This window comes from Bradyrhizobium sp. OAE829, from assembly GCF_040546575.1.
Taxonomy (GTDB): domain Bacteria; phylum Pseudomonadota; class Alphaproteobacteria; order Rhizobiales; family Xanthobacteraceae; genus Bradyrhizobium.
Genome location: NZ_JBEPOE010000001.1, coordinates 8,305,846 through 8,317,793, shown reverse-complemented (window position 1 = coordinate 8,317,793; position 11,948 = coordinate 8,305,846). Strand labels below are relative to the sequence as shown.

General features: G+C 61.3%; 13 protein-coding genes. 9 read left to right on the top strand and 4 right to left on the bottom strand.

The window, feature by feature from the left end; all coding sequences use genetic code 11:
* Positions 1–226 precede the first annotated feature (226 nt).
* Positions 227–874, top strand: coding sequence for a TetR/AcrR family transcriptional regulator (locus tag ABIE49_RS39605; protein ID WP_192735804.1), 648 nt, complete (start codon positions 227–229; stop codon positions 872–874).
* A 33-nt stretch (positions 875–907) separates the two neighbouring features.
* The gene (locus tag ABIE49_RS39600; protein ID WP_192735803.1) at positions 908–1,402 is read left to right on the top strand and encodes an Lrp/AsnC family transcriptional regulator; all 495 of its coding nucleotides are present in this window, start codon (positions 908–910) and stop codon (positions 1,400–1,402) included.
* Between the two features lie 13 nt (positions 1,403–1,415).
* Here the strand turns inward: ABIE49_RS39600 and ABIE49_RS39595 are convergent, their stop codons facing one another.
* Positions 1,416–1,721 carry an ETC complex I subunit gene (locus ABIE49_RS39595; RefSeq protein WP_192735802.1) on the bottom strand — a complete coding sequence of 102 codons (306 nt, stop codon included), beginning with the start codon at positions 1,719–1,721 and terminating at the stop codon, positions 1,416–1,418.
* Between the two features lie 269 nt (positions 1,722–1,990).
* On the opposite strand from ABIE49_RS39595, the gene ABIE49_RS39590 reads away from it, so the two are divergent.
* Positions 1,991–3,139: an OpgC domain-containing protein gene (locus ABIE49_RS39590; RefSeq protein ID WP_192735801.1), complete on the top strand. Its 1,149-nt coding sequence runs from the start codon at positions 1,991–1,993 to the stop codon at positions 3,137–3,139.
* A 40-nt stretch (positions 3,140–3,179) separates the two neighbouring features.
* Here the strand turns inward: ABIE49_RS39590 and ABIE49_RS39585 are convergent, their stop codons facing one another.
* The gene (locus tag ABIE49_RS39585; protein WP_192735800.1) at positions 3,180–4,988 is read right to left on the bottom strand and encodes a carbamoyltransferase family protein; all 1,809 of its coding nucleotides are present in this window, start codon (positions 4,986–4,988) and stop codon (positions 3,180–3,182) included.
* 381 nt (positions 4,989–5,369) lie between these two features.
* Here ABIE49_RS39585 and ABIE49_RS39580 point away from each other — a divergent pair, with 381 nt between their 5' ends.
* The gene (locus ABIE49_RS39580) at positions 5,370–5,675 is read left to right on the top strand and encodes a hypothetical protein (RefSeq protein WP_192735799.1); all 306 of its coding nucleotides are present in this window, start codon (positions 5,370–5,372) and stop codon (positions 5,673–5,675) included.
* A 344-nt stretch (positions 5,676–6,019) separates the two neighbouring features.
* Here the strand turns inward: ABIE49_RS39580 and ABIE49_RS39575 are convergent, their stop codons facing one another.
* Both ABIE49_RS39575 and ABIE49_RS39570 read right to left on the bottom strand, forming a co-directional pair.
* Positions 6,020–6,796: a cyclase family protein gene (locus tag ABIE49_RS39575; RefSeq protein ID WP_192735798.1), complete on the bottom strand. Its 777-nt coding sequence runs from the start codon at positions 6,794–6,796 to the stop codon at positions 6,020–6,022.
* A 57-nt stretch (positions 6,797–6,853) separates the two neighbouring features.
* Positions 6,854–7,837: a fumarylacetoacetate hydrolase family protein gene (locus ABIE49_RS39570; RefSeq protein ID WP_192735797.1), complete on the bottom strand. Its 984-nt coding sequence runs from the start codon at positions 7,835–7,837 to the stop codon at positions 6,854–6,856.
* Between the two features lie 97 nt (positions 7,838–7,934).
* Here ABIE49_RS39570 and ABIE49_RS39565 point away from each other — a divergent pair, with 97 nt between their 5' ends.
* From ABIE49_RS39565 to ABIE49_RS39545, 5 genes are read left to right on the top strand one after another with little or no spacing between them, the layout of a single operon-like run.
* On the top strand, positions 7,935–8,849 hold the full coding sequence (locus ABIE49_RS39565) for an ABC transporter substrate-binding protein (protein ID WP_354067727.1): 915 nt from the start codon (positions 7,935–7,937) through the stop codon (positions 8,847–8,849).
* A 10-nt stretch (positions 8,850–8,859) separates the two neighbouring features.
* Positions 8,860–9,558 (top strand): GntR family transcriptional regulator, encoded by a 699-nt coding sequence (locus tag ABIE49_RS39560; RefSeq protein ID WP_192735795.1) that lies wholly within the window; start codon positions 8,860–8,862, stop codon positions 9,556–9,558.
* Between the two features lie 4 nt (positions 9,559–9,562).
* Entirely contained in the window at positions 9,563–10,366 is an 804-nt protein-coding gene (locus ABIE49_RS39555; protein ID WP_192735794.1) for an ABC transporter ATP-binding protein, read from the top strand.
* On the top strand, positions 10,363–11,139 hold the full coding sequence (locus tag ABIE49_RS39550) for an ABC transporter permease (RefSeq protein WP_192735793.1): 777 nt from the start codon (positions 10,363–10,365) through the stop codon (positions 11,137–11,139). Before ABIE49_RS39555 ends, ABIE49_RS39550 begins: the two co-directional genes overlap by 4 nt.
* Entirely contained in the window at positions 11,136–11,909 is a 774-nt protein-coding gene (locus tag ABIE49_RS39545) for an ABC transporter permease (RefSeq protein WP_192735792.1), read from the top strand. The genes ABIE49_RS39550 and ABIE49_RS39545 overlap by 4 nt, the downstream gene beginning before the upstream one ends.
* Positions 11,910–11,948 lie beyond the last annotated feature (39 nt).

The window sequence follows — 11,948 nt, the reverse complement described above, 5'->3', positions numbered from 1 at the left end:
GCAGCCGGGATCGCGGGCCCGCTTGCACGATCACGTCTCCTCCGAATTAAAAACGATCATACGTTTTTTTAATGGAGCCGCAAGAGGATGGTCATCATTTTCGATTTTCCGCCAGAATGGCACGTTATGCCGTTGAAATTCCTCACATCTCATGCAATAAACATACGGTCGTTTGTATCTTTATGCGCCAAAGTGAAGCGGCCCAATCCACCACCCCGAGGACCAGATGGCACGCACGATCGGCTCTTATGGCCCGAAGACGCTGGAAGCGATCCGCAAGGCCGGGCTGCGCCTGATCTTCGAACAGGGCTATTCGGCGATGAGCCTGCGCGACCTCGCCGCCGAGGTCGGGATCCAGGTGGGGTCGCTGTACAATCATATCAGCACCAAGCAGGAACTGCTGTTCGAGCTGGTGCAGGACCACGTCAACGAGCTCATTCGTCAGCTCGATCTCGCGCTGGAAGGAAAGCAAAGTCCGGAGGAAAAGCTCCGCGCCTTCGTCGCATTCCACGTCACCTACCACATGAGCCGCAAGCGCGAGGTCTTCATCGCCAATTCCGAGCTGCGCAGCCTTGAGCCGAAGAACTATGAGGCGATCGTCGCGCTGCGCAGCGCCTATGAGGCGCGGCTGGCGCGTATCCTCTCGGAGGGCGTTTCCGAAGGCGCCTTCGAAGTCGTTGACGTGAAGGTGGCGACGTTTGCGATCCTGGCGCTGCTGACCGGCCTTTGTACCTGGTACCGGCCGGGCGGACGCCTGACCAGGGACGCGATTATCGCCGCCCATGAGAAACTGGTACTGTCGGGCGTGTCGCCGCAGGCCGCGAGCGCCCCTGCCCGCAGCATCCGCAAGCCACGGCGCGTTGCAGCTGTCTAGCAGCGGCGAACTCTCGAGCGCGGACGAGCAGCCATGACAGCCAATCACAAGCTCGACGACATCGACCTGAAGATATTGTCCGAGCTTCAGAGGGATGGACGCATCCGGATCAACGAACTGGCCAGTCGTGTCGGCCTCTCCCTGCCGCCTTGCCTGCGCCGCGTGCGGTCCCTGCGCAGCCGCGGCGTGATCAAGGCGATCCGCGCGACGATCGACGAGAAGGTGCTCGGCTACGAGGTCGTGTCGTTCGTATCGATCCAGCTGGCGAGCCAGGCCAAGGCCACGCTGGAAGCGTTCGAAGCCTCGATCGCAGCCTTGCCGCTGATCCTGCAGAGCTGGCGCATTTCGGGAGAAGCGGACTTTTTACTCAAATGCGTCGCGCCTGATGTCGAGGGGATGCATCAGCAGCTGCTGCAGTTTGCCGCCATGCCCGAGGTCCGAACCATCAGGAGCTTGCCGGTCCTTGGCGTCGCGAAGGATGCGCCCTTGCCGATCCCGGGGGATCCGACGCCCCGAACCGATCCCTAGCGCTTCCCTAAGATTAGTGCGTCCAGGGCTCGCCGCGCCGAAACGCGAAATTGTCGGCATAGGCGACCTGGCGGTGCAGGGAGTCCTTGGGCTCTATCACCTGGTAGGGAATGCCCTTGCGCTCGCAATAGGCCACTGCGTCTTCCTTGGTGTCGAAGTGGAGCGTGAGCTGCTGCTTCATATCGCCGGACGATGTCCACCCCATCAGCGGTTCAATGGCCCGGGGCTGCTCGGGCTCGTAGTCGAGCTGCCATTCCCGGGTCTTGGCCCGGCCCGATTGCATCGCGTTTTTGGCGGGCTTAAAAATGCGTGCGGTCATGGATGGTCGGACCCTCAGAGATGTGCGACTTAAAGACACGAGACTTGGAGACGTTTGGCGCAGACGGCCGGGATAGTATAGAGACACCTTTCAGGGATTTGATCGGTGATTCCATAACCCCGGATGTACCATTTCCGGACCGGTATAGTCATTATGCTGCACTGTGACAATCTTCGTCCGCCCTGCGGCCAGCGTATGGTTCGAGGCCTGATTCAAGGCTTGGTCCGGCGGTGCGATCGTCCCGACAGCATCACATCGAAGCGGCTCCCATGAAAATCAACGCCACCCTGCCCGAAAAAGGACGCGACCTCCGGCTCGACCTGTTTCGCGGGGTTGCGAACTGGGCGATCTATCTGGATCACATCCCGGACAACGTGGTGAACTGGATCACGACCCGCAACTACGGCTTCAGCGACGCGGCCGACCTGTTCGTTTTCATTTCCGGATATACCGCCTCCTTCGTCTATGCGCGGATGATGCTCGACCGCGGCTTCATCGTCGGCGCCACGCGGCTGACCAAGCGCGTCTGGCAGCTCTACGTCGCCCATATCATCCTGTTCGTGATCTATATCGCATCGATCAGCTACCTCGCGCTGCGGTTTGGCGATTCCGAACTCGTCAACGAGTTCAACGTCGTCGGACTGGTCGACAACGCAACCGAAACGTTGCGCCAGGGCCTGTTCCTCAAGTTCAAGCCGGTCAATCTCGACGTGCTGCCGCTCTACATCGTGCTGATGGGGCTGTTCCCGCCGGTGCTGTGGATGATGCTGCGCCAGCCCAACTGGACCATGGTCGCCGCCATCGTGCTGTGGTTGGTGTCGCGGCAGACCGGCTGGAACCTGGCGGCCTATCCGAGCGGAACCTGGTACTTCAACCCGTTCGCCTGGCAGGTGCTGTTCGTGTTCGGCTCCTGGTGCGCGCTCGGCGGCGCCCGGCGGTCGGCGGCGGTGATCAACCACCCGCTGACGCTGTATTTCTGTATCGCCTATATGCTGTTGGCGCTGGTCATGACGATGGCCGGCCGGTTTCCTGATTTCGGAGCGATGTTCCCGCATTGGCTCTATTCGATGTTCAATCCGAACGACAAGACCAATCTGGCGCCCTATCGCTTCCTTCATTTCGTGGTGATCGTGATCCTGGTAATCCGTTTCATCCCGAAGGATTGGCCGGCGCTGGAATGGAAAATATTCGATCCGCTGATCGTCTGCGGTCAGCAGTCGCTCGCCGTGTTCTGCGTCGGAGTGTTCCTGTCGTTCGTTGGGCACTTCCAGCTGTCGCTGAGCTCCGGTTCGCTGTTCGCGCAGATCTTCGTCAGCGTAACCGGCATCGCGATCATGACCATCGTCGCCTATTACATTTCCTGGTCGAAACGGCAGGACAAGCCGCTACCCAAGCCGGCGGCGCCGAAAGTCGCCTGATCAAGGCGGCTTGATCAGGCGCCCTTCCCTCAACCGACCGTTAGGCCGGCCGGGCTGTCGCTGACACCAGGTTCCTCACGTCGTCGTAGGTATCGACCAGCGGTCCGACGATCTTGTGCATGGCGGTCTTCGATACCACCGTGTCGTGCATGATCAGATGATCGACCCCCGTGGTCAGGAAGCAGGCCACCGCATCGCGCGGCGTTTCCACGATCGGCTCGCCCTTGATGTTGTATGACGTGTTGATCAGCACGGGAACGCCGGTCAGCGCGTCGAACTCCTTCAGCAACTGGTACAGCCTCGGATTGGTCGCTTCGCGCACGGTCTGGACGCGCGCCGTGCCGTCGACATGCACGATCGCCGGAATCTTGTCGCGCCATTCAGGGCGAACCGGTTTGGCGAGCAGCATGAACGGGGAATCCGCATCGCCCTCGAAAATGTCCTTCATGCGCTCGGCCAATACGATTGGCGCGAACGGGCGGAACGCCTGGCGGTGCTTGACGCGGCTGTTCAGGATATCCTTCATCTCGGGCTTGCGGGGATCGCCGAGCAGGCTGCGGTTGCCGAGTGCCCGCGGGCCAAACTCCGAGCCGCCCTGAAACCATCCGATCACCCGCTGATCCGCGAGCAGCTTTGCGGTGTCGCGGCAAATATTGTCGCTGCGCCTTGCGTCGATCTGGATGCGCACCAAAAACCGCTGCAGCGCTGCCGCGACATCCGCATCGCTATAGGGCTTGCCGATATAGGAATGCTCCATGACGAAGTTGCGGCGCTGCTTCAGGATCTCGAGCCAGCCGTAATAGGCGCAGCCGATCGCAATGCCGTCATCGCCGGTCGCCGGTTGGATCCAGATATTGTCGAAACCGGCTTCACGGGCGAGCCGGCCATTGGCCACGCAGTTCAGCGCGACACCACCGGCCATCGTCAGGTTCTTGGCCCCGGTGGTTTCCCGCAGCCAGCGCGCGCGGGCGAGCAGCACGTTCTCGGTATCGTCCTGCACCCGCCAGGCCAGATCCTCCCAGTGCCGCATCGCCGGGCTCTTTTCCCAGTTGTTGCCGTCCTGGATGTAGGGCTGCTTGAGATCGGTGGTCCAGTGCGGCACCTGCAGCTTGCCGTCGGTCAGCCCCATCAGGCTCTTGACCTGGTTGTGGCGGCCATAGGGCGCGAGCCCCATCAGCTCGCCGCATTTATTCCAGTCGCCGAAGATGTAGGTCGATGCCCGGCTGTAGAGCGCGCCCATCCCCGGCATGTTGTAGAATTCATCGCTCAGGAAGCCGCGGTCCGGCTCCATGAAAACCTTCTTGAGGCATTCGAGCGTCGATCCCTTGAACTTGTAATAGCTCTCGGATTCGCGCGCGAGCGGCGTTGCGGTATCGCTCGAGGGATAGGACTCCATGACGTCGGACTGATAGCTGCCGACGCCATCGACGATCATCACCACGCCTTCCTCGAACGGCGATACCGCGAACGCGCTGTAAGCGTGCGCCAGATGGTGGGAGATCGTCACCACTTTGTCCTGACGCGAAAGGTACAACGGGTGCTTGGCCGCATCGTCTCGTTCAAATTCGGGAAGGAAGCCCGGCGCGTCAAAATAGACCAGCCGCTCTTCCATTTCTCCTACCGGCATGATGTAGCAATTGCGAACGATCAGATCGATGTCATCCAGCGTGATGCCTTCTGCCTCGAGGCAATAATCGATCACCTCCTTGTAGAAGCCGGACGCGTGCTTGACCCGCGTGATCCGCTCCTTGGCGATCGCGAATGCGATGGCGCCGTCGCGCAACAGGCAGGCGCTCACGTCATGGTCGTAGGTGTTCAGGCCGAGGACATAGGTGTGCTGTTTGGGCATGGATACTCTTTAAGGCGGGGGACCGTCGTGCGCGAGATCGTGTCGACTTCAAGTTGTTGGCTTGGGCTTTGCCTGGTTTTTCTTGCCTGGTTTTACGGCTGGTTTGTCTTGCCGAGTTTTCGTTTCGTAATTCTGCAGTGCACAATCGTCGTACAGAAAGATGAACGAAGATGAACAAAGATGAACGGCGCAACGCGAGAATTCGTCGCAAGCCGGAGTGTAACTTGACCTTATCTTTCCGTCTTAATAAAGTCCCGAATTGCCTGAAGAACCTTAGTAAAGATATTATCTTAGCTGATCTGAACCAAAAGCATTTTCGAGCGTCTAAGTTTGATAATGCGGAAGTCCAGGTGGTTTAGAAAGTGACCAGGAGATTCTAGAATGGCTAAACGCTACAATATCCTGACGCGTTGTCTTGCAGCGCTCACCTTGTTGTTCGTCTACGTCGCCAGCACGTCTGCCATTCTGGTAGGTGCAACGACCTCGCCGGCGGAAGCCCGCGGTGGACGAGGCCGTGGCGGCGGGTGGGGTCGCGGTGGCGGTCGTGGTTTCTATCGCGGCGGCGGCTGGGGTCGCGGCCGTGGTTATTATGGCCGGGGCTACGGCTTCTATGGCGTTCCGGTGGTGCGCGGCGGACCGCGCTGCTGGTGGAATGCTTACGGCGTTCGCGTCTGCAGGTATTACTGATACCCGACTGATCGGCGAAGATTTACGCACGGTCTAAACAACAATCAGGTGTGCCGGACAACCGGCGCGCCTTTTTCTTTGGCGCAAATTTGAAACTTCTAACGCGCAACAGGTGGCTTGGCTTGACCTCAGGTCCGGCATGAGCGCGCTGCGCTCAATCGACATGCGCAGTGTCGGCGTTGCGGCGCGCGACGGCTGTTGTCATTATCAGCGCGCCGACACCGAGGATGAAGCTGCGGCGGTTTGAGATCGACGAAGCGGACTGATCCCGCAGAAGCATCTGCCAACGGGCTGGAGGCATTCCATCATGAAATTCCTCTCGGCCTTTCTCGCTGGCGATCGAGCTACTCGTCGAGAATAGCGACGGCCCGCGTCCAGCCCGCCGAGGCACGTTCGATCTTCACCGGGAAGCAGGACACCATGAATCCGGTCGATGGCAGTTGCTCTAGGTTGTGCAACTTCTCGATGTGGCAATAGCCGATGTGACGGCCGGCCTTGTGGCCTTCCCAGATCAGGCTGGCATCCTTGGTCTCGGCATATTTCTTGGCGGTGTAGACGAACGGCGCATCCCAACTCCAGCCGTCAATGCCGGTCAGCCGCACGCCGCGCTCCAGAAGATACATGGTCGCCTCATAGCCCATGCCGCAGCCCGAGGTGACGTAATCCTGCCGGCCGTATTTGACGCCGGCGCTGGTATTGACCACCACGATTTCCAGCGGCGACAGCGTGTGACCGATACGCTTGAGCTCGTTCTCCACGTCCTTGGCGGTCGCCACATAGCCGTCGGAAAAATGCCGGAAGTCGAGCTTCACCCCCGGCTGCAGGCACCATTCCAGCGGCACTTCGTCGATGGTCCAGGATCGCTCACCGCGGTTCATGGTGGGATGGAAGTGCCAGGGCGCATCCAGATGCGTGCCGTTGTGGGTCGAGAGCTGCACCTGCTCGACCGCCCAGCCCTGCCCGTCCGGCAGGTCTTCGGCCTTCAGCCCGTCAAAGAACTGCAGCACGCGCGGCAGGCCCTGCTGATGGTCGATGTACTGGATGGTCGGATGACCGCCCGGCGGATCGGCGGGTACATCGTTTTGCAGGGGAACGGAGATATCGATCAACTTGCGCGCCATTGGCGTTTCCTCGCTGAATGTTTTTGGTTCTTGTTGTGCTGGCGTGGTCGCGGCAGCCTATTGCCGTTCGACCCGGTTCTTCAGGATACCGATCTTTTCGACTTCAAGCTCGACGCTGTCGCCATGTTCGAGATACCAGCCGAGTTCCAGTCCGCAGCCATTGCCGACCGTGCCGGAACCGATGAATTCGCCGGGCATCAGGGTCTCGTCCTTGGTGACATGGGCGATGATCTCCTCGAATGAAAACAGCATTCCATCGGAAACCCCTTGCGAGCGCATCTCGCCGTTGACGCGCACTTCCATCTTGAGCTTGTAGGGATCTCCGATTTCGTCCGGCGTGATGATCCACGGTCCCATCACATTGCCGCCATCGAAACTCTTGCCTTTTGCGGGACCGAGCCGCCCCTCCATTTCGATACGCTGGGCGTCGCGCGCAGAAAAATCGTTGAAGATCGTATAACCGAAGATGTGATCCTTGGCTTTCGCGGCGGAAATGTTGGCACCTTTGTTTTTGGTGATGATGCCGAATTCGCATTCATAATCCATCACCTGGCTGTAGCGCGGCCACTTTACGGTGGTGTTGGTGCCGCGGACGCTGAAGCGGTTGGTGATGTAATAGATCGGCTGCTTGCGATAAACCTCGGGCAATTCGCCGAGCGGCTCGGCCTCGATCCGCGCCAGTTCCGCCATGTCATTCCTGGCGCGTGCGGCGAGCTTGAGCTGGCCGCGCGGGGCCTGGAGAATGTGCAGCGGGAATGACATGCCGTCCCGCATCTGCCGTGGCTCCGGGATCGGCGCGAGAATCTCGGCCGTTGCAGCTGATACCGACAAGGTTTCGTCCTTGCCGTGCTTGTCGAACACGGCCGACGCCTGTTCGAGCGCGCCTTCGCCGGCATCGATCAGGGCAAGCATGGAAGCGAAGGCCGGATTGGCGGCGCCGTTCCGGCTGGCTGCCGCGGCGAGATCAAACAATTTGCCGTCGCCGGCATGCACGATCCCGACTTTTTCCTGACCGCCGGATTTGAATGTTGCGAGTTTCATTGTGTGCGCCCTCTTGCTTTTGGATGAAATATATGATCAAAAAAAATATCGATAATCAAGCACCAAAAATGTAAACCGGGAGATGGCGGTGAAAACGATCCTTGCAACCTTTGCGGTCAGCCTCGCGCTGACGGGAGCTGCCCTCGCGCAGGCCAAGATTCAGGTCGGTTGCACGGCGACGTCGGATTGCGCCTCCGCCATGGTGGCGATCGACGAAGGCATCTTCAAAAAGCACGGGCTTGAAGTCGAGATGACGCCGATCGGCATCAATTCGAACATCCCGGCAGCGATCCTTTCCAACTCGATCCAGATCGGTGGGCCGACCTCGACCGTGTTCCTGCAGGCCGTCGACGGTGGCCTCGATCTCGTCGCCATCGCCGGCGCGACCGTGATGAGTCCGGTGAACCAGGACAGCATCGCCGCCTTCGTCCGCAACGGCATTACCATCAAGGAGCCGAAGGATTTCGTCGGCAAGAAGGTCGGCGCGCCCGGCCTCAACGCCTTCCTGCATGTGCTGTTCGTAAAGTGGCTGGTGGACAAAGGTGTCGATCCCAGACGCGTCAATTTCGTCGAGGTCACCTTCCCGACCATGGCCGACATCATCAAATCAGGCGGCGTCGATGCCGTGCTCACGGCCGAGCCGTTCGTGACGCGCATGCTGAACGCGGGATTGGGCTCGGTCGGCGCGCGTTATGCAGCCGAGCTCGCGCGCACCGAGCCGATCATTTTCTACGCGGCATCCCGCGAATGGGCCGACAAGAACGCCGTCGCGATCAAGAAATTTCGCGATGCGATCGCTGAATCTGCGTTGATCGTCAATGGCGATCGCGAAAAGGCCTCCGCATCGATCTCCAAATTCACCAAACAGCCGATCGAATTGGTCAAGGCGACGCCCCCGAACCAATCCGAGCCGGTGCTCAAGCCCGAGCAGTTGAGCTGGTGGATCGAGGTAATGTCGTCGCAGAAAATGCTGCAATCCAAGCTCGATACCGCCAAACTGGTCCTGAAATGAGGCTGTTGCAATGTCGACTACCGAGCGCAATGCGACCCAACCCGCGACTGAGGCCGCAACCTTAAGCGAGCGCGCGGCCACGCTGGTCGAGCACGACATACTGGCCGGGCATCTCGCGCCGGGATCGCGGCTTGGGATCATCGATCTGGTTCAGCGCTATGAGATCGGCGCGACGCCGCTGCGCGAAGGATTGTCGCGGCTGATGTCGCGCGGCCTGATCGTCGGAACCGGACAGCGCGGCTTTCGCGTCGCCGACGTCAGCCGCGAGGATCTGAACGATATCACCGTGATGCGGACCGCGGTCGAGATCGAGGCGATCAAGTTGGCGATTACCCATGGCGACGATGCCTGGGAGGCCGGCATCGTCAGTACGTTGCACCAGATGCGCCGGCACATCGAGCGGACCGGCGATGAATTCCGCGAAGGCGCCGAGGATTTCGACCGGCTGCACAAGGGTTTCCACACCGCGCTACTGACCGGCTGCGGCTCCAGGCGGCTGCTGGCCGCGCATTCCGATCTCTACGACCAAGCCTACCGCTATCGCCGCGTGATGATGCGCTCCCTCGATAGCGGCAAGAAATTCGTACGCGTCCACCAATTGCTTGCCGACCGCGTTCTATCGCGCGATATCGCCGGCGCGCAGGCGATGCTGGAGGCGCATCTGCGTTCGACGATCGACATCGTCTACCCCAATGGAAGCGAGAGCTGACGCAATGGCAAATGCCGCAAAACGCTTCGAAGTCATTCCCGGCCAACCGAGACCGCAGATTGCGTTCACGGACGTTACGCTCCAGCTCGGCGGCAAGACCATCATCGAGAATTTGAGCCTTGGCGTCCGGGCCGGCGAATTCCTCTGCGTCGTCGGTGCGTCGGGTTGCGGCAAGACCACCGCGCTGCGGCTGGCGGCGGGGCTCTATCAGCCGACCAGCGGCAGGGTGGATTTCGACGGTGAGCTGATGTTGCATCCGCGGCGCGAGATCGCCATCGTCTTCCAGGACTACGGCAAGGCGCTGCTGCCGTGGCGCACCGCGGCCGGCAATGTGTCGCTGGCGCTCGAAGCGGGCGGGATGCCCTCCGCCGAGCGCCCTGCCCGCATCGATGAATTGCTGCGCACGGTGGGCCTGCCCGACCACGCCGGAAAATATCCCGCCGAAATGTCCGGCGGCATGCAGCAGCGGCTGCAGATCGCACGCTGTCTCGCGCAGGAGCCGAAGACGCTGCTGATGGACGAGCCGTTCGGCGCGCTCGATGCGATGACACGGCAGGGCTTGCAGGACGAGGTGCTGGCGCTGGTGGCCGCAAGCGGCGCCACCGTGATCTTCGTGACGCATGATCTGGACGAGGCCATCTATCTCGGCGACCGCGTCATCGGCCTGTTGCCGCATCCCGGACGGATCGGCATTGAGCTTGCGGTCAATCTGCCGCGGCCGCGCGATCAGCTTTCGACCCGCGAACACCCGGAATTCCTGCGGCTGCGGCGGCAGCTGTTCGACTTCATCAAGGCGACCGAACAGTGACGACGGACCAAGCCAAGGAAAAGGCCAAGGCGCTGCTACTGCCACTGACGGTGTTGCTCGCCTTCGAGGCCTGGGCGCGCGCGACGCATCTGCGAAGCGACAGTCTCGCGCCACCAAGCGAGATCGCGATGGCGCTCGCCGGCGCCTTTGCAGACTTCTCCATCCTCACAGCAACGCGCGACACGCTGTTCTCGGCCTTTGCTGGCCTCGCGATCGGCACCGTCATCGGGCTGGCGCTCGGCATTGCCTTCGGTATCTCAGACACGCTCAACCGACTGATGGAGGTGACGGTCGAGGCAATCCGGCCGATCCCGTCGATCGCCTTGCTGCCGATCGCGCTGATCGCACTCGGTTTCGGTTATCGCATGGAAATCGTGATCGTCGCGTTCGCCTGCGTCTGGCCGATCCTGATCCTGAGCCGGGCGGCGGTACGCAGTATCGAACCACGGCTGATGGAAGTATCGCGGGCGCTGCGGCTACCCGCTGCGCAGCGGGTCTGGAAGATCATCGTCCCCGCCGCACTGCCGCGGATCTTCGTGGCCTTCCGGCTGTCGGCCGGTATCGCGCTGATCGTCGCCGTCACGGTCGAAATCGCGATCAATCCGCTGGGGCTGGGCGCCGGGATCATGCTGGCGCAACAGGCGCTGCGGCCCGACCTGATGCTGGCTTATCTGGTCTGGATCGGGGTCATCGGTTACGCGCTGAACATCCTGCTGGTGGTGGCGCAGCACCGCCTGTTCGGCCGCGCCGCGTTGAGCGGAGACAGCGCATGAACCGCATCGCGACGATCTGGCTCTGGCGCGCCGCAAGCTTTGCGGTCGCCGCCTCCTTCATTGCGCTGTGGCAATTGATCGCCAATCTGAAGCTGGTCTCGCCGGTGTTCCTGCCGGGCCCGGACCGGGCCTGGGCCTCGCTGGTGCGCGGATTTTCCAACGGCGATCTCTGGAGCAAGCTCGCCGGCACGCTCGAGCACATGGCCTATGGCTGGCTCGCCGCATCGATCGCCGGTATCGCGATCGGCGCGATCATCGGCTCGTCGCGGATAATGCGCACCTATGTGGCGCCGTCGCTGGAGTTTTTGCGGCCGTTGCCGGTATCGGCGATCATCCCGGTTGCGATTGCGATGCTGGGGCTGACGCAGGCGATGGCGCTGTTCGTGATCGCCTTCGGCGCGATCTGGCCGATCATGCTGGCAACCATTCATGGTTTTGCCGCAGTCGAGCCGCGGCTCTACGAGGTGGCGCGGTCACTGCAGCTGTCCAGACTGGCGGTGATATTCAAGGTCGCGCTGCCGTCGGCCAGTCCCGACATTCTGGCCGGCATGCGCCTCAGCCTGACGGTGGCGCTGATCCTGTCGGTGGTCTGCGAAATCCTCGCCGGCCTCGACGGTCTCGGCCACTGGGTGCTGCTCTCGGCTAGAGCCTTCCGCTCGGCTGATCTTTTCGCCGGCGTCATCCTGCTCGGTGTGACCGGCTACGTGACGTCGGTGGCGATGTCGATGGCCGAACATCGCCTGCTGGCGTGGCAGGCCGTACAGCGGTAACCGCTGCCTCTCCCCCGCGATTACGACGCTCGACCAGCG